The 17,348-nt window shown below is 72.1% G+C and carries 12 protein-coding genes; 1 reads left to right on the top strand and 11 read right to left on the bottom strand.

Annotated elements, in window-relative coordinates:
• Positions 1-28: 28 nt before the first annotated feature.
• A complete protein-coding gene (locus HAV40_RS14390; RefSeq protein WP_166381456.1) occupies positions 29-883 on the bottom strand; it encodes a PSP1 domain-containing protein in 855 nt (284 codons plus the stop codon).
• A 221-nt stretch (positions 884-1,104) separates the two neighbouring features.
• Here HAV40_RS14390 and HAV40_RS14385 point away from each other — a divergent pair, with 221 nt between their 5' ends.
• Positions 1,105-2,655: a hypothetical protein gene (locus HAV40_RS14385; RefSeq protein ID WP_166381166.1), complete on the top strand. Its 1,551-nt coding sequence runs from the start codon at positions 1,105-1,107 to the stop codon at positions 2,653-2,655.
• An 8-nt stretch (positions 2,656-2,663) separates the two neighbouring features.
• On the opposite strand, the gene HAV40_RS14380 is transcribed toward HAV40_RS14385, so the two are convergent.
• From HAV40_RS14380 to HAV40_RS14335, 10 genes are all read right to left on the bottom strand, one after another.
• Entirely contained in the window at positions 2,664-3,359 is a 696-nt protein-coding gene (locus tag HAV40_RS14380) for a hypothetical protein (RefSeq protein ID WP_166381455.1), read from the bottom strand.
• The gene (locus tag HAV40_RS14375; RefSeq protein ID WP_166381454.1) at positions 3,347-3,634 is read right to left on the bottom strand and encodes a hypothetical protein; all 288 of its coding nucleotides are present in this window, start codon (positions 3,632-3,634) and stop codon (positions 3,347-3,349) included. The genes HAV40_RS14380 and HAV40_RS14375 overlap by 13 nt, the downstream gene beginning before the upstream one ends.
• Positions 3,634-3,963, bottom strand: coding sequence for a YbaB/EbfC family nucleoid-associated protein (locus tag HAV40_RS14370; RefSeq protein WP_166381453.1), 330 nt, complete (start codon positions 3,961-3,963; stop codon positions 3,634-3,636). The genes HAV40_RS14375 and HAV40_RS14370 overlap by 1 nt, the downstream gene beginning before the upstream one ends.
• Before the next feature lie 300 nt (positions 3,964-4,263).
• Entirely contained in the window at positions 4,264-5,463 is a 1,200-nt protein-coding gene (locus HAV40_RS14365) for a DNA polymerase III subunit delta' (RefSeq protein WP_166381452.1), read from the bottom strand.
• An 88-nt stretch (positions 5,464-5,551) separates the two neighbouring features.
• Positions 5,552-7,636: a dTMP kinase gene (tmk, locus tag HAV40_RS14360; RefSeq protein ID WP_239086038.1), complete on the bottom strand. Its 2,085-nt coding sequence runs from the start codon at positions 7,634-7,636 to the stop codon at positions 5,552-5,554.
• Positions 7,637-7,941: 305 nt separating this feature from the next.
• On the bottom strand, positions 7,942-8,571 hold the full coding sequence (locus tag HAV40_RS14355; protein ID WP_203671169.1) for a TetR/AcrR family transcriptional regulator: 630 nt from the start codon (positions 8,569-8,571) through the stop codon (positions 7,942-7,944).
• Positions 8,572-8,677: 106 nt separating this feature from the next.
• Entirely contained in the window at positions 8,678-11,533 is a 2,856-nt protein-coding gene (gene topA, locus HAV40_RS14350) for a type I DNA topoisomerase (protein ID WP_166381451.1), read from the bottom strand.
• Positions 11,534-11,828: 295 nt separating this feature from the next.
• Positions 11,829-12,320, bottom strand: a complete 492-nt coding sequence (locus HAV40_RS14345) for a hypothetical protein (protein ID WP_166381450.1) — start codon at positions 12,318-12,320, stop codon at positions 11,829-11,831.
• 1 nt (position 12,321) lies between these two features.
• Positions 12,322-13,317 (bottom strand): helix-turn-helix domain-containing protein, encoded by a 996-nt coding sequence (locus tag HAV40_RS14340; protein WP_166381449.1) that lies wholly within the window; start codon positions 13,315-13,317, stop codon positions 12,322-12,324.
• Between the two features lie 137 nt (positions 13,318-13,454).
• Entirely contained in the window at positions 13,455-17,240 is a 3,786-nt protein-coding gene (locus tag HAV40_RS14335) for a S8 family serine peptidase (RefSeq protein ID WP_166381448.1), read from the bottom strand.
• Positions 17,241-17,348: the final 108 nt, after the last annotated feature.

Below are 17,348 nucleotides of genomic sequence, written 5' to 3'. Positions count from 1 at the left end.
CTCGCTCGGGGTCCCGAGCGTTTGCGGGTCAGACGGCGTAGCGGTCCTCGTACGACTTGCGGCTGCCGCACACCGACGCCTTCGGGCAGACGGTGCGGGAGCCGTCCGCCGCCAGGCGGATGACCACGGCGTCGCGGGGCACCGAGTGCCCGACCACGCGGCCGTCGCCCTCGGGCGTGCTGACCTGCTCGCCGATGGCCGGGGCGTTGCCGTGGAAGTCCTGGTACATGGGGTGTTCGTACTTGAGGCAGCACATGAGCCTGCCGCACGCCCCCGAGATCCGCATCGGGTTGAGCGGCAGGTCCTGCTCCTTGGCCATGCGGATGCTGACCGGCTCGAACTCGGTCAGGAACGTGGAGCAGCACAGGTCGCGCCCGCACGAGCCGATGCCGCCCTGCACCTTCGCCGAGTCGCGGGCCGACAGCTGGCGCAGTTCGACCCGGCAGCGCAGGGTCGCGCCGAGGTCGCGGACCAGCGAGCGGAAGTCGACGCGGTGCGGGGCGGTGAAGTAGACGGTGGTGCGGGGGCTCGGGCCGGGGTCGTCGCCGTCGGCGGGGCCGCCGGGCACGTGGTCGACCGCGATGACCTTCATCGGGAGCTGGTGTTCGCGGATCAGCCGGTTCGAGGCGACCCGCGCTTCGGCTTTGCGCTGGCGGATCAGCTCGTCGCGGCTGACATCGTCGGCACCGGCGATGCCGATGACCTTCGGGAAGCCGGAGGTGTCGTCCTCGCTCCACTCGGCGGCCCATACGCAGTCGGCGACTTCGGGGCCGTCGTCGGTGGCGACCAGCACCTTGTCTCCGACACGCGGCCGGAACTCGCCGGGATCGAGGTAGTACAGCTTCCCGTACCGGTTGAAGGTGACCGCGCAGAGCATGCCCATCGGCACACGATAGCCCTGATTCGTGCAAGTGCGGAGATCCGCGACGACCCGGATCGCCAAGGACCTGCTGGAGGAACAGTTCTAGTTGCGTACCTTTTCGGCTGATTGGTCGTTAGCTCATGTGGATAGGTCTTCGGATTCGGCCGTAACCCTGCCCATGAGCCTTCGTTGGGCCACGACGTAGGTGCACGCCCCCGTGCACCCGTCGCCCCGGAGGAAGCATGCGCCGCCATTTCGCCGCAGCCAGCACGGTCGCTCTTGTCGCGCTCAGCTCACTGACGATCCTGTCCACACCCGCCACGGCCGGGGTGTGTGACCGGCCCGCCGGGTACGCCGCGCGTGCCGGTGCGGACCTGTTGAAGGTGGGTGTGCTGAACCTCGGCCCGCTCGGATTGAAGCTGCCCACGGTGGCCGACCTGACGATCGCCTCGGCCAACGCCGGCATGTCCGCCACGAGCCGGGTCACCAGCTCCGCCGCGGCCCGCTACGCCGACGCGAAGCTACTCGGCCTCCAGCTGCCGACCGGGCCGCTGGACGGAAAGGTCTACCAGCAGGCCCCGCCGACGAACGCCAACAGCGTCAAGAACCGGGCGGCCTCGCTCGACCTGGGCCTGGTCAAGGCCGGGACCGGTGATCTCACCGCGCACGCCCGCTGGGCCGAGGGCATGGCCTGCGGCAAGACCGAGGGCCCCGCCGGCGAGTCCGACGCGGCGCTGGTCGACGCGGAAGTCCTGCCCGGTGCGCGGGGCGCGCTGGTCAAGGCGACGCACAACGCCTCCGGCGAAGCCCGGACCGGGACCGTGCGGATGGACGCGCGCACCATCGCGTCCGGCGCGCAGGCCGAGATCGGCCTGGCCGACCTGGAGCTGCTGGGCGGCGCGATCGACGTCGAGGTGCTGGAGCCGCCGAAGCTGACGGTGCTGGCCACCGGCCGCGCCGCCACGACCGTCGTGGACTACGACGCCCCGGTCCTGAAGGTGTCCGGGCCCGGCATCGGCACCAAGACCCTTTCCGGCGTACACCGTGAGATCGAGTTCGCCGTCCCGGCTCCGCCCGCCGGTGGGCTGCTCGGCTCGCTCGACCTGGGTGCCGCGCAGCGGCGTGCCAAGGCCGAGGGCCTGCCCCTGCTCGGCGCGAACCCGCTCGGCGGGCTGCTCGACGGCCTGCCGCTGGGCAGCCTGACGCAGACCGTCAAGGGCCTGGGCGGCTCGGGGGGCGGCGGGACCGGACTGCCCGCGCTGCCGGAGCTCGGCGGCCTGCCCGACCTGGGCGGCCTGCTCGGCGGCAGCGGCGGCAACCTCGCCGGGCTGTGCGAGATCGCCGTCGTGAAGATCTCGATCGGCACGCTGGAGAAGCGGGTCACCGACCGGGGCGCGACCGCGCAGGCGGCCAGCATCCGGATCCAGGTGCTGGCGCTCAGCCGCCCCAACAGCAAGCCCGCCACCGTACTCGACCTGGGCGTGGGCCTGCTCAACGCGTCCGCGACCGCACCGGCCCGCACCACGCCGACCGCGAGCCCGACGGCGCGGCCGTCCAGCTCGCCGAGCCCGAACGGGCCCGGCAACGGCGGCGGCGGCCCGACCCCCTCGCCGGCTTCCGGCACCGATGACGACGACGACGGCTGCGACGGTCCCGGTTGCAGCCTGCCGCGTACGGGCACGAGCATCGCCCTGATCGCGGGCACCGGCACCCTGCTGTTCGTGGCGGGCCGGTTCCTGCTCCTGCTGACCCGCCGCCGCACCTCGGGCGGGCCGGAGGACCTGCTGGGCTGACGCCGTATCTACAGCTCGACGCGCAACGTGGTGGCGGTGGACGTGACGTCCGCCGCCACCACTCTCTCGTCCGGGGGCAGCACCGGGCCACGGGCCAGCAACGCTTCGATCGCGGTCAGCGCGGTGTCGACCTCCGCCAGCAGCACCTGCCCGATCGCCGCCGCCGCCCTGGCCTGGGCGACCGGGTCCAGACCTGGCACGCCCGCGGCCACGCCGCCCGGAGCCGTGTCGCCGGGCACCGGGCCCTCCCCGATGACGAGCACGACGGCTTCGGCGCTGCCCGCGACCTGGGCCAGCCTCCGGGCGACGCGAGCCCGGCCGTCGCCGAGGGCGGCGACCAGCTCCTCGTGGAACGTGACGTCGGCCCGCAGGCGTTCGGCCCACTGCTCGAACTCCCGGCTCACCCTGTCCCGCGACGCGGCGAAGGCGTCGCCGGCCCGCCCGTCCCAGGCCCGCACCCTGCCGAGCTGTTCGCCGATCTCTTCCACCTCGGACAGCTGCAGGCACAGCCGGGCCTTCTGCTCCAGCCACGGCGCGACCGCCCAGCCGATCAGCCCGGCCACGGCGTCGCCGGGCAGCGCGCCCGTGCGCCGCAGCAGCGCCCACACCGGATGGCCCTCGGGCGCACCCCAGCGCACCAGGCAACCGTCGACCCGGGCGAGCAGCCCGCTCGTGCTGTGATGCAGGTGCGTCAGGGCGTCCACGTGGCCATCCCTTTGCCGTCGTCCACGATGTGATAGCCGCCCTCGGCGGCGCGCACGCCCCGGGCCAGCTCCTCGAGCTCCTGGCCGCAGCGGCGTGCCGTGTCCAGGTGCCCGGACCGGCTCGTGCGCTGCCACTCTGCGATCGCGCCGGCCAGGCGGGCCATCCGCCCCGGCGCTTCCGGCCACGACACGGTGGGTTCCGCGCGGTCGATCGTCACCCGCAGCGAGGCCGTGTCGGCGGCCAGGGCCTCGATCCGCCTCACTGACTCATGCATCACCGGGCACCTCCGAGCGCCGTGAAGTCGCCGAACGTCTCCTCGTACACCTTGCGCCGGGCCCACGCGGCAGCGTCGTGCGCCGCGGTGATGGCCTGCTGGATGGCGCGCGACAACTGCGGCCCGGTCAGCCCGTCGAGCGAGCCGGTGACCACCACCCGGCGCACCGCGCCGTCGCCGCCCACCACCACCTCGACCAGGTCGTCGGGGTCGCGCACGGTCACCTCCAGCTCGGCCAGGGCGCGGGCGAGGCTCGCCTGCCGCTCCTCGATCCGCCGGTATGACGCGATCGCCTCCTCGATCCAGGCGTCGTCGATCTCCCGGGGCATAAAGGGGCTCCTCAATGGACGGCAGCATGTCGCCAGAACGCTACCGGTAAATCCCCCACCCCCAACACCCCTGTGGAAAACCCCTGTGGACAACCGCCTCCCCTCAGCCCGCCCCCCACCCACCCTCAATCCGCAACTCTTAAAGAGTCGGGCCTACCAAGGCAGCCTGAAGGCGCGACTCTTTAAGAGTTGCGGCAGGTGGGGCATGCGCGCGGCGGCGGGGGGCCGCCGGGGCGGTGGCGGGGCGCCGGGTGGCAGCAGGTGAGGGGGTGCGCGGTCGGGTGGGGTGGTGGGGCCGGGTCAGCCGCGCCAGAGTTCGAGCATCATGGCTTCGACGGCGATGCGGGGTTTGACGTTGGCGTCGATGGCGGTGCGGCACGCGAGGATCGCTTCGAGGCGGCGCAGGGTGCTTTCGGCGGTCCAGCGCTGGGCGGCGGCCTCGGCGAGCGTCGACGTGTCGGCGTGCACCGGGGAGACGGGGCCGCCCCAGCGGGCGTTGAGCACGTCGCGGTAGAAGCCCGCCAGGTCCAGCAGGGCCCGGTCGAGGGCGTCGCGCTGGGCGCGGGTCGCCCGCGACTTCTGCCGCTTCTCCAGGTCCTTGAGCTGCCCGGCCATGCCGCGGGAAGCGCCTGCCGCACCCTTGCCGGTGCCGCCCGCGCCCAGCGCCGTCTCCAGCGCCGACCGCTCGGCGGCGTCGGTCTCGGCGACCGCGGCGGCGGCCTCGGCCTCGGCGGCCTCGATCAGGGCGCTCGCGGCGTCGAAGCAGGCGCCGACCCCGGTCAGCTGGCGCGGCACGGCCAGCACGGCGGCGCGGCGGTCACGGGCCTTGGCGTCGCCGGCGAGCCGCCGTGCGCGCCCGACGTGGCCCTGCGCGGCCGCGGCGACCCAGGCCGCGGTGCGGGCGTCGACGCCGTCGCGCTCGGTGAGCAGTGCGCTCACCGCTTCGGCGGACGGCTGGCGCAGCGGCACGACCCGGCATCGCGAGCGGATGGTGACCGAGACGTCGTCCGGGTGGTCCGACGGGGCGCAGAGCAGGAAGATCGTCCGCTCCGGCGGCTCCTCGACGGCCTTGAGCAGGGCGTTGCCGGCCGCTTCAGTGAGCCGGTCGGCGTCTTCGATGAGCAGCACCTGCCAGCGGCCGTTGGCCGGGGTGGTGGCCGAGCGCATCACCAGCTCGCGCATCAGCGCGACCGGGATGCTCAGCCCGTCGGGCACCACGAGCCGTACGTCGGGGTGGGTGCCCGCGAGCGTGGTGTGGCAGCCTGTGCAGTGGCCGCAGCCGGGCCCGGCGTGGGGGTCGGTGCACTGCAGCGCGGCGGCGAAGGAGCGGGCGGCGACCGAGCGGCCGGACCCGGCCGGGCCGGTGAACAGCCAGGCGTGGGTCATCGCGCCCGCGCCGACGGTCTCGCCGCGCAGCACGGCCGCGCCCGCGACGGCGGCGGCACGCAGGGTCGCGGTGGCGTCGGGCTGGCCGACGAGCTGGTCGAAGACGTCCGTCACGCTGCCTGCCGCCCCTTCACGCCTGTTCCCGCTTCACTCACTCTCCGACCCTACGGCGACCCGCTGACACGGTCCACGCGCCCGGTCGTCAGCTGCGGGTGGCCCGTAACTCGGCGGAGTGCTCACCGGCGGTGCGGGGCTCGCCCGGGGCCGGAACCCGGCCGGCGGTGCCACCGTCCCCGTCGGCTACCGGCGGCAGCGGCGGCACGGGCGGGAGCAGCTTGGCGACCCGTAGCGCGATCTCCCCGGCCAGGTCCTGCTCGTCGCGGGTGGCGTCGAGCACCAGGTAACGCGAGGGCTCGGCGGTGGCCAGGTCGAGGAAGCCGTGCCGGACCCGCTCGTGGAAATCGATCGACTCCTGCTCCAGCCGGTCGGCCTCGCCGCGCCGGCCCACCCGGGCCAGCCCGATCTGCGGGTCGATGTCGAGCAGCACCACCAGGTCGGGCTTGAGGCCGCCGGTGGCCCAGGCGGACAGCCAGGAGATCTCGTCGACGGGCAGGGTGCGCCCGGCTCCCTGGTATGCCAGGGAGCTGTCGACGTAGCGGTCGGAGATGACGATCTCGCCGCGGCGCAGGGCGGGACGTACCACGGTCGACACGTGGTGGGCCCGGTCGGCGGCGTAGAGCAGCGCCTCGGCGCGCGGGGCCAGCGGGGTCGCGCTGCTCGCGGCGGACTGGGCGTCGAGCACCATCGTGCGGATGCGGGCGCCGATGTCGGTCGCACCGGGCTCGCGGGTCACCACCACGTCGCGGTCCTCGGCCCGCAGCCGCCGGTCCAGCAGGGCGATCTGGGTCGACTTGCCCGCGCCCTCGCCGCCCTCGAACACGATGAACACGCCGGTCTTCGCCGACGGCTCGGCGATGCCGAGCGGGCGGCCCCGCATGGAGCTGAACAGGTCGGCCATCAGCGGCACGCCGGGCTTGTCGTCCATCTGACGCAGCGCCCAGAACCCGGCCAGCACCCCGAGCACCCCGGCGACGGCCAGCAGCACCCGCGTCGACGAGATCGGCACGCCGGTGCTGCCCACGTCGTGCGAGCCGCCCAGGCCGACCAGCACGCCGGACAGCGAAATGGCCAGCATCAGCACGACCCGGGTGCCGGTCTGGACCACGGCGAAGACGCGGCCGCGCACCTCGTCGTCGACCTCGCCGCCGAGCAGCGTGGTGCCGGACAGGAAGGCCATGCCCGCGCCTGAGCCGACCAGCAGCGCGCCGACCACGGCCAGCGACAGGTGCGGGGCCAGCGACAGCAGCGCGACGGACACTCCGGCGAGCATGATGCTCAGGCAGAACCAGCGCCGCCGGGACAGGCCGCCGATCAGGCGCGGGCCCAGCGCGATGCCCAGCCCCAGCCCGATGAAGATCGCCGCGAACAGGATGGCGAAGGTGGCGTCGCCGCCGCCGAGCGACAGCGCGAAGAACTGGCCGGTGCCGATGACGACGCCGCCGGCCGCGAACGCGCCGAGGATGCCGAGCACGAGCCCGCGCACCATCGGGGTCTTGCCGATGAAACGCCAGCCGTCGGTGAACTGGCGCAGCATGCTGGTCTCCTGCTTGCCGCCGCCGTTGTGGCCGGAGATCTCGCGGATGCCGTAGAAGACGACCAGGGCGCTGGCCAGGCGGGAGAAGGCGAGGAAGTACAGGGCGAGGCTCGACGGGGCCGCCCACGCCGCGACGGTGACCCCGGAGCGCTCCAGCCACTGGTAGAGCTGGTTGAGCCCGGCCAGCACCGCGGCGGCGAGCACCGGGGTGATGCCGTACGTCGTGATCAGGGTGAGCTGGTTCGCGGCCTCCAGCCTGGCGCGCGGGATCAGGTTCGGGACCGAGGCGTCCTTGGCCGGGATCCAGATCAGTGTGATCGCCTCGATGAGGAACGTCGCGGCGGCCGCCCAGCCGACAGTGATCTTGGCGTCGGAGGAGTACAGCGCGACGGTCGGGATCGTGGCGAACAACACGAATCGCAGCAGGTCACAGATGACCATCGTGTAGCGCCGGTCCCACCGGTCGGCCATCACGCCGGCCAGCGGGCCGAGCACCAGCGCGGGCAGCAGGCGCACCGCGATGACCGAGCCGAAGGCCAGGCCCTTCGCGGCGTCGCCGGACACCTGCGCGGAGGCGAACGTCGCCGTGGCCAGCAGGCCCAGCCAGTCGCCGAGCGAGGCCACGCTGAGCACGAGCCAGAGGCGGCGGAACGGGCGGATGCGCAGGATCGCGCGCAGCTCCGCGCCGCCGCTCAGATCCGCCTGGGCGGCCAGGAACGGCGCGGCGTCCGCTCCCTGCGATGGCGTGCTGATGGCCGTACCCTCCCCGCGTCACTGCCCGTCCTGGCCCCAGCGTGCTCGCTGTGCCTCGGCCATGGCAATAGCGCCCGGGCGTCCTGCGGCTTCACTCTAGTCCTGCCCCGGCGAGGGCCGACCCTGGTTCGACCCTGAAGACTTGCCACAAAAACGAGGGAGTGGTACGGCCCTACCGTGCCTGCTCAGGCCAGAGCAAAGGTCTGCAGGTAGCCGCGTACCAGCCGCTTCGATTCTGCCAGGACGGCGGCGTCGCCGTCCGGGTGACGGCGGAACGCGAGCTTGATCAGCGCGTCGGCGGCCTCGACCGAGACGGTCAGCGCGAACCGCAGTTCCCGCCCGTCCGGGGCGTTGTGGAAGCGGACGAGCAGGTCGGCCAGGTGATCGGCGATGACCGCGTTGTTGTCGCGCTCCGGGTCGATCAGGTGGACGTCGACCACGTCGCCGAAGTGCAGCGTACGGAAGCCCGGCACGCTGCGGTGCAGCTCGATGTACTCCTCGATGGCCCCGTCGACGCCGTCCCACCAGTGTGCGAGCTCGCCGGCGGGGATCCGCTCGGCCAGCCGCTCCAGGTACGCCTCGACGTTGCGCAGGGTCAGCGCCTGCACGATGGCCCGCTTGTCAGGGAAGAACTGGTAGACCGACCCGATCGCGACGCCGGCCCGCTCGGCGAGCAGCGTGGTGCTGAGCCCGTCGTAGCCGACCTCGTCGATCAATTCAGCGCACGCGTCGAGCATGCGCTGCACCCGCGCGACACTGCGCCCCTGTACCGGCACCCGGCGCAACGGCCCGGCACTGACAGCTGGTGTGGACACTGATCCGCTCCTCACCGCGGCGTACGTTCCGGGAACCGAACCGGTCGCCACGCTCGCATCGACACCCTACCCAGGGTCAACGACCCTGGGCAGGGTCGGTAAGCGGTCAGTCCGCTGTCTTCTTCGCGGCAGCCTTCTTTGGCACGCTCTTGGCGGCCCCCGTGGCGGCCTTCTTGGCGGTCGCCGCCTTGGCCGTGGTGGCCTTCTTCGCAGCTCCTGCCTTTGTGGCCTTGGTCGCCGCCGCCTTCTTCGCGGGCGCCTTCTTGGCCGGAGTTTTTTTCGGAGCCGGGCCCTTCGCGCGCTTCTCGGAGAGCATCTCGCTGGCCTGCTCCATGGTCAGGCTCTCCGGGGTCTGCCCGCGCCGCAGCGAGGCGTTGGACTCCCCGTCGGTCACGTACGGGCCGAACCGGCCGTCCTTGATGACGAGCGGCTTGTCGGTGAGCGGGTCGACGCCCATCTCCCGCAGCGGGGGCTGCGCCGCGCGGCGGCCCCGCTGCTTGGGGGCGGCCAGCAGCGTCAGCGCCTGGTCCAGGGTGACCGTGAACAGCTGCTCCTCGTTCTCCAGCGACCGGGAGTCACCTTCGCGCTCGATGTACGGGCCGTACCGCCCGTTCTTGGCGAAGATCTCCTGGCCCTCGGCGTCCTTGCCGACCAGCCGGGGCAGCGACAGCAGCCGCAGCGCGTCGGCCAGCGTCAGCTGGTCGGGCACGTGCGTCTTCAGCAGGGACGAGTTCGTCTCGCCGCTGGACACATACGGGCCGTACCGGCCGGACTTGAGCACCACCGGCTCGCCGGTCTCCGGATGCTCGCCGAGTTTGCGCTCGCCGCCGCCGCCCAGGAACAGCTCGTCGACCTTCTCCGGGGTCAGCTCGTCGGGAGCCAGGCCCTCGGGGATCGAGGCACGGTCGCCGTCGGCCGCGGTCTCCGCGTCCTGTCCGGCCTTGTCGGCAGGCAGATCCTCTTCGGCTACGGGCGCCTTGGCGGCACCGCCCTGCGGACCGCGCTGCAGGTACGGGCCGAACTTGCCGACCCGGACCACGACGTCGCGGCCCTGGTCGTCGGTGAACAACTTGATCGAGTTGATGCTGCGCGCGTCGATCTCGCCGAGGTGCTCGGTGACCAGCTTCTTCAGGCCGCCCGCCTGCGCGACGCTGCCCTCGGCCGCGCCCGGCGAGCCGAAGTAGAAGGAGGTCAGGAACTCCAGCGCGGTGGCGTCGCCGCCGGCGATCTGGTCGAGCTGGTCCTCCATCGCGGCGGTGAAGCCGTAGTCGACCAGGCGCGGGTAGTGCTGCTCCAGCAGCCCGATCACCGCGAACGCGACGAACGTCGGGATCAGCGCCTGGCCCCGCTTGATGACGTAGCCGCGGTCCTGGATCGTCTGCATGATCGACGAGTACGTCGACGGGCGGCCGATGCCCAGCTCCTCCAGTGCCTTGACCAGCGAGGCCTCGGTGTAGCGGGACGGGGGCTGGGTGGTGTGACCCACCGCCTCCAGGCCCTCCTCGGTCAGCTTCTGGTCCTTGACCAGCACCGGCAGCTTGCGCTCGGCGTCGTCGGCCTCGGCGGACTCGTCGTCGGAGGACTCCACGTACGCCCGCAGGAAGCCGGGGTCGGTGATGGTCCGGCCGCTGGCCGCGAAGTCGGCCTCCTCGTTCTGCGCCGTGGTCGCGCGGATGCGCACGCTCATCGTCATGCCGACCGCGTCGGACATCTGCGAGGCGATGGTGCGCTGCCAGATCAGCTCGTAGAGCCGGTACTCCTCGGTGGACAGCTCGCTGCGGACCGCGCCCGGCGTCCGGAAGGTGTCCCCGGCGGGGCGGATCGCCTCGTGCGCCTCCTGCGCGTTCTTCACCTTGCCGGAGTAGCGGCGGGGCTGCGGCGGGACCGCGCCGGAGCCGTACAGCTCGGCTATCTGGGTGCGGGCCGCGGCGATGGCCGACTCGGACAGGTTCACCGAGTCGGTACGCATGTAGGTGATGTAGCCGTTCTCGTACAGCCGCTGCGCGGTGCGCATCGTGGCCGCCGAGGAGAAGCGCAGCTTGCGGGCCGCCTCCTGCTGCAGCGTCGAGGTGATGAACGGCGCGTACGGCTTGCGCCGGTACGGCTTCTCCTCGACCTTGGTGACGGTGAACGGCCGGTCGTCGAGCCGGGCGGCCAGGCCGCGCGCGCCGTCGCCGTCCAGCTGCACGACACCCGAGCCCGGCCGCAGCCGTCCGGTGGTCGGCTCGAAGTCCTTGCCGGTGGCGATGCGGTCGCCGTCCAGCGCGATCAGCGTCGCGGTGAACGTGCGCGGGCCGGTCTCGCTCGCCTTCTCGACGGCGAGGGTGGCGGTGATGTCCCAGTAGTCGGCGGCGCGGAACGCCATGCGCTGCTTCTCGCGCTCGACCACGATGCGGGTCGCGACCGACTGCACCCGGCCCGCGGACAGGCCGCGCTGGACCTTCTTCCACAGCACGGCGGACACGTCGTAGCCGTAGAGCCGGTCCAGGATGCGCCGGGTCTCCTGGGCGTCGACCAGGTCGCGGTCGATCTCGCGCGGGTTGGCCACGGCGGCCTGGATGGCCGGCTTGGTGATCTCGTGGAAGACCATCCGCTTGACCGGCACCTTGGGCTTCAGCGTCTCGACCAGGTGCCAGGCGATGGCCTCGCCCTCGCGGTCCTCATCGGTGGCGAGGAAGACCTCGTCGGCGTCCTTCATGAGGGCCTTGAGCCGGGTGACGTGCTTCGCGCGGTCCGGGTTGACGATATATACCGGGGCGAAGCCGTTGTCGACGTCGACGCCGAGGTAGGCCCACGGTTCCTTCTTGTACTTCTCCGGCATCTGCTTCGCGCCGGCTGGCAGGTCGCGGATGTGCCCGAGGCTCGCCTCGACGACGTAACCCGGGCCGAGGTACCCCGAGATCGTCTTCGCCTTCGCCGGTGATTCGACGATGACGAGACGGTTCCTGGAAGCTGTCGGCACGTTCTCTCTCCGCAGTGGTCCGGGTGGCTGGCGCCGCCTCCCGAAGGGGGCGGCCGGTCAGGGATGGCTCGGTCTGAGATGGCTCGTCTGAGGTTACGCAGCGGGCGGTCCGCGGTGGGCATCGCGGGCGCGACACGGTCCGCGGATGTCCAAGGTAACGCTCAGTGTGCGCCAGGGGTTGCGCACCCCATCGACGTACGGGCACATTCCTGTGACCGCAGACACCATACTCCCCGCCACAATACGGACAAGGGTGATTCCCGGGTGGCAATCATCTGACCCCCGCCCGGCGGGCTCAGCCCGCGGCGGCGCGCGCCTCCGCCTCGGCCCGCATGTCAGGGAACTCGGGCCACTCCCCAGCCAGGTCGACGCCCAGATCGGGAAAGAGTTTCTCCAGGTCAGAGGTGTACGAGGCGCCGTCCTGCGGCACGAACAGCTCGGGCCGGTCGCCCAGAGTGATCTTCACGGGGACCATGGACAGGCTCAGCATGCCGTCCGGTCCGGGAGCGCCGCAGACGGTCTTCGCCCAGATCGTGGTGAGCTGGCCGACATTGTTCGCTCCTTCGGGAGCCGCCCCGAACGCGCGGACACTGCACGCGACCCGTCCGGGCTCGGTCGAGGTACGGTCCTTGAAGTCGATCTCCATCAGCTGCCGGACCAGCCGGTCCGCGTCGATGGTCAGCGCCTCGCCGCGCCGCAGCGGCATCGCGCCGTCGTCGTCGCCGCACCCCGCCAGCGTCGTCAGCAGCAGTGCCGCACAGAGCAGCGGGGGGAGTGCTCGCAACATGTCAGGCCCATTCGTGTCGGGCGGCGTGCCAGCCCAGCTGCATCCGGGTCTCCACGCCGGCCAGGTCCATCAGGTGGCGCAACCGGCGCTGCAGGGTGCGCAGCGACAGGTCGAGCTGCGTCGCGACGGCCTGGTCGGTGAGGCCGGACAGCAGCAGCGACAGGATCCGGCGGTCCAGTTCGGTGGGTCCGTCGGTGTCCAGCTCGACGTACGGTAGCCCGTCCGCGCCGAAGCTCGACAGCTCCAACGGGTAGGCGCGCTGCCATACCGTCTCGAACAGGGCCTCCAGCGCGGCCAGCAGTCCGCTGCGGTGCAGCAGCACCGCCCCCGGCTCGCTGCCCGGCTGCGCCGCCTGCGGAGCGGTGACCGGCACCAGGGCGAGGTCGCCGTCGGCGAGGATGAGCTTCATCGGCAGCCGGTCGGCCACCCGCAGCTCGACGCCGCGCTCCAGCGAGTCGACGACCTCGTCGATGATCCCCGGCTGGGCGAGCACCGAGCGCTCCAGCACCACCCGGAAGCGCACCCCGCGCGCGGCGGCGGCGTCCTCCTGCGCGTTCGAGCCCGGTGGCACGGCGAGGTAGGGCGCGGTGACGAAGTTGCGGATCTCCGTACGGGCCGCCTGCTGCACCTGCTGGAAGCGGTGCCGGATGGCGTCGACGCCGGAGACGACCTCGATCAGCTCGCTGATGCTGCGCCCGGCGACCGCGGTCCGGTGCTCCTCGGCGAGGCTGACCAGGGCCTGCTCGGCGATGCGCAGCCCGTCCCTGCGCTCGGTGATAAGCGCGCCGAGCGCCATCGCGGGCGGCGCGGCGAGGTACGCCTCGCCGCCGGAGCGCAGCGCCAGACCGGTCTCCACCAGGCGGGCCAGGGCCTTGTCGACTACGGCCTCGGGGCGGTCCAGCAGGTCGGCGAGCAGCATCGCGGTGGCACTGGGCCGGCCGAGCAGGGCGCGGTAGACGAACTCCTCCTCGGGTTCGAGCCCGAGCGCTCCCAGCATCGGCGACCTGCCCCTCTCCGTCAGCAGCGGCGGGGAGAGTATGCGCCATACCGGCAGATCTTGAATAGCCCCTGTTGGGGACCCCGGTGACGGGAAGGGCCCCGAGGAGTCGCCTCCCCGGGGCCCGACACTCTTGCTCATCGCAGGCCGTACGCCCGGATGATCTCGTGCTTGACGCCGAACCCGGCGTCGGTCGCCGCGCTGCCGCGGATCGACAGGAAGCCGCCTGACTTGCCGCTCGCCTTGAACGAGCCGGTCCAGTAGCCGTCGGCGCCCCTGCTCAGGTTGACCTTCTGCCAGGACTTGCCGTCGTCGAAGGACACGTCCAGGGTCACCTTGGTGACCTTGCCGGGCACCTTGCCCAGGTCCATCGACACCGGGTGCAGGCGGATCTGCTGCTGGGCCCCGGCCTTCACGTCACCGTGCAGGTCGCTGTCCAGCAGGTAGTCCATGTTCAGCACCGAGAACGGCTGGAAGAAGTCGCCCTTGACGGTGTCGGACATGAAGGTCCACTCACTGTGCGTACGGGTCGACAGGCGGAACTGCTCGGCGGAGCGCTCGGCGTCGAGCACGGCGCGGTAGGGCAGGTTGCCCGCCGGCACCTCCTGCCACTGCATGTCGGCGCTGTACGCGTTGTCGTGCAGCAGCGTGTCGCCCTGGAACACCTGCAGGTGGGTCGGCGTCGCGCCCCACGGCAGGTAGCCGCCCAGGCGCAGCGTGTCGCTGGCCGAACTCCACGGCTGCACGTTCCAGGTCAGGTAGTTCTGCCAGCGCGAGTTGAACACGCCGAACGAGTCGCTGAAGCCGGGGCGGACCGCCGGGGCGAACCAGTCCAGCCGGTTGGCGCTGCCCTTGGCGTACGTGTTGACGCCGGACACCATCTCCCACGGGAACTCGCCGTAGACGTTCTGCGCGTGCGACTCGACCCAGACCTGGCCGGGGGTGACCCACTCGGTGCGGGTGCCCGGGTGCCACTCCCGCTCGTGGAAGCCCGCGGCCGGGGACAGGGTCAGGTCGTAGCGGTAGCCGGAGCCGTCGGCGGGGGTGGCCGCGTTGGTGTACCGCGCGTCGATCCGGGCGAGGTCGGCCTGCTTCGGCTTGTAGACCAGGGGCTTGTTCGGCACCTGTTGCGGGTAGTCGCGGGTCAGGTCGTAGACCCAGTTCGTGTACTTGACCCGCTTGTTGACCAGCGGGAAGATCCCGCACTTGGCGAGCGCGACGAGCAGCTTGCCCTCCTCGCGGTGCACCGAGGCGACCGGGATGGCCGACTCGCCGACGTACTCCAGCAGGCCGCCGGGGCCGTCGTTGACCACGACCAGCGCCTTGGCGCCCGCCGCGACGGCCGCCGCGGTGCGCTCCTCGGGGCTGACCGCGTCGCTGCGCTCGATCACGACCAGCTTGCCCCTGGCCTTGATCCGCTTGTAGTCGGCCGCCGCGCCCTTGCCCGCGTACACCGTGGTCAGCAGCTCGGTCTTGGTGTCGAGCGCCGAGCCGGCCTGCGCGATGGTCGAGAAGTTCACCAGCCCGGCGAGGCCGGACAGGCCGAACACCGGCTCACCCTTGCGCCAGCGCGTGGTGAGGACGAAGTCGCCCTTGGTCATCTTCTCGGTCGGCGAGACGTACAGGTCGTCGTACATCGTCGGCAGCTGGAACGCGCTGCGGAAGTCGTAGTAGGAGTCGAGGCCGTCGTAGTGGACGTTGAGGTCGACCTTGCGCTGCCGGTCCTCGGACCGCTGCGGCGCGGCGGTGTCGAGCAGGCGTGCCTTGCTCGCATCGAGCACCACCTCGGCCGGACCGCCGCCGAGCACCGTCTCCGGGTCGATCAGCGTGGCCACACCGATGCGGTCGGCCTTCTCACCCGGCACGTCCAGGTACGCCAGCACGGAGTAGGTGCCGGCCGGCATGCGCAGCGTGGCTGTGCCCTGCACCTGAACCTGCCAGGTGAACTCGCCCCCGGCCTGGTTTACCGCGACCAGCGCGGACGCGGGCTTGCCGTCCCGGCCGACCAGCTTGATGTTCAGGTCGTAGCGCTCGTCCTCCTTGACCAGCGCGACCGAGGTACGGGTCACCGGCTTGCCGGTGGCCGCGTCGGTGCCGATCACGTAGCCGACGTGCCGGGCTCCGGCCGCCGCCGCCTGCGGGTCGCCGGTGACCGGGACGGTCGCCTTCGCGCCCGCCGCGATGGTCACCGAGGTCGCACCCAGGGTGAACGGGCCGCCCGCGTTGGTCAGCGCCAGGTTCAGCGTGACGTCGGCGGCGCCGGTGTTGGTGAGGACCAGGTCCTTGGTGACCGGGACGTCGTTCGCGTCGTGCGGCCAGGTGTAGTTGCCGTAGAACAGCGAGCCGGTGGCGCGCACGCCGGTCTTCACGGCGGCGGCCACGTCGAGGCGGCCGGTGCCGACCTCGTACGGCGAGTAGTGGTCGGCCAGGCCCTTCGCGCTGCTCATCAGGTGTTCCTTGAGCATCGCGCCGGTCCAGTCGGGGTGCTGCTGGGCCAGGATCGCCGCCGCGCCCGCCACGTGCGGGGTGGCCATCGAGGTGCCGCTGATGGTGCGGTACAGGCCCTCGCCGCCGTCGGTCATCTGCTGCGAGCGGGCCGCGGTGATGTCCACACCGGGGGCCGCGATGTCCGGCTTCATGCCGCCCGAGTACGCCAGCGGGCCGGTGCTGGAGAAGTACGCCAGCTCGTCGGCCTTGTCGGTGGCGGCCACGGTCAGCGCCGAGGCGGCCGCGCCCGGGGTGGAGATGCTCTCCGGGCCCGCGTTGCCCGCCGCGATGACGAACAGCGCGCCGTACTGCGCGGACAGCGCGTCGACCGCCTGCGACATCGGGTCGCTGCCGTCGGTCGGGTAGGTGTCGCCCAGGCTCATGCTGACGACGTCGGCGCCCTGCTGGACGGCCCACTCCATACCCGCGATGATCCACGAGTCCTGGCCGTAGCCCTCCAGCCCGCCGAGCACCTTGCCGACGATCATGTCAGCGTCGGGGGCGACGCCCTTGTAGTCGCCGTTGGAAGCCGCGCCCGTGCCGACGATCGTCGAGACGACGTGGGTGCCGTGGCCGTTGACGTCGTCGGTCGCCGACTCGCCCGGCACGAAGCTGGCCGTGCCGTCGACGACACCGGCCAGGTCAGGGTGGGTCACGTCGACGCCGGTGTCGAGCACGGCGACCTTGGCGCCCTTGCCGGTGTACCCGGCGGCCCAGGCCTCGGGCGCGCCGATCAGCGGCACGCTCTCCTTCAGGTTGACCGAGACACGGCCGTCCAGCCACAGCTTGGCCACGCCCTCACCGAGGGTCGCCTTGACCGGAACGGCCGTCGCGCCGCCCTGACCCGCCGTCGTGCTGCCCTGTGGCGCGACGGTGGTCCAGAACGAGCGGGCCTGCTTCTTGTCGGCGGTCAGCGCCGCGCCCCGGATGCCCTTGAGCTTGCGGGTCAGCTTGCTGCCGCGGGGAGCCTTCGGCTCGGTCACGGCGCGCGACTGCGCCGCGGTGTACGTCGCGATCAGCGGCACACCGGCCGACTTCGCGTCGTCGTAGCCCATCTCGATCAGGTCGGTGACGTTGAACAGCCGCCGGTCGAGCTTGTTCGCACCGAGCAGCGCCACCGCCTCGTCCGGGATCACGAACAGGTCGCCCTTGATCTCCTGCAGCTTCACACCGCCGACCGCGTCGGCCGGGCGGTCGACATCGGCGATCTGCTTGCCGTCGGCCATCGTGACGACCGTGACGACATCGCCGGTGACCAGCGTGACCTGGTGGGTCGCCGACGGCTTGGCGGGGGTGGAGGGTTTGCTCGGCGCGGCGGCGACCGCGGGCGTCTGCAGGACGGCGAGACCCGCCGCCAGCAGCGGTGCCACGGTGGCCGCCGAGATCAGCTGCCAGCGCCTGCGCCGGGAGCGGGAAGGCTGTGAGGGGGAGAACATGACAACGGTCTACCGGCCCGCCGTCACCGAGTGAATAGGCGGCGATGGCGGGGTTACGCCATGGCGAAACTCCGCCATCGCCGCAGGTGGAACCGGTGTCTGCGCAGC

Source organism: Catellatospora methionotrophica, assembly GCF_011297335.1.
Classification (GTDB): Bacteria; Actinomycetota; Actinomycetes; order Mycobacteriales; family Micromonosporaceae; genus Catellatospora; species Catellatospora methionotrophica.
Note: the sequence above shows the minus strand (reverse complement) of the source record. Positions and strands in the feature narration are given on the sequence as shown.

Bases quoted from the DNA above. Each gene is read 5' to 3' on its own strand.
- HAV40_RS14390 (WP_166381456.1), bottom strand. From the start codon at position 883: ATGGGCATGCTCTGCGCGGTCACCTTCAACCGGTACGGGAAGCTGTAC.
- HAV40_RS14385 (WP_166381166.1), top strand. From the start codon at position 1,105: ATGCGCCGCCATTTCGCCGCAGCCAGCACGGTCGCTCTTGTCGCGCTC.
- HAV40_RS14375 (WP_166381454.1), bottom strand. From the start codon at position 3,634: ATGCATGAGTCAGTGAGGCGGATCGAGGCCCTGGCCGCCGACACGGCC.
- HAV40_RS14370 (WP_166381453.1), bottom strand. From the start codon at position 3,963: ATGCCCCGGGAGATCGACGACGCCTGGATCGAGGAGGCGATCGCGTCA.
- HAV40_RS14345 (WP_166381450.1), bottom strand. From the start codon at position 12,320: ATGTTGCGAGCACTCCCCCCGCTGCTCTGTGCGGCACTGCTGCTGACG.
- HAV40_RS14340 (WP_166381449.1), bottom strand. From the start codon at position 13,317: ATGCTGGGAGCGCTCGGGCTCGAACCCGAGGAGGAGTTCGTCTACCGC.
- HAV40_RS14335 (WP_166381448.1), bottom strand. From the start codon at position 17,240: ATGTTCTCCCCCTCACAGCCTTCCCGCTCCCGGCGCAGGCGCTGGCAG.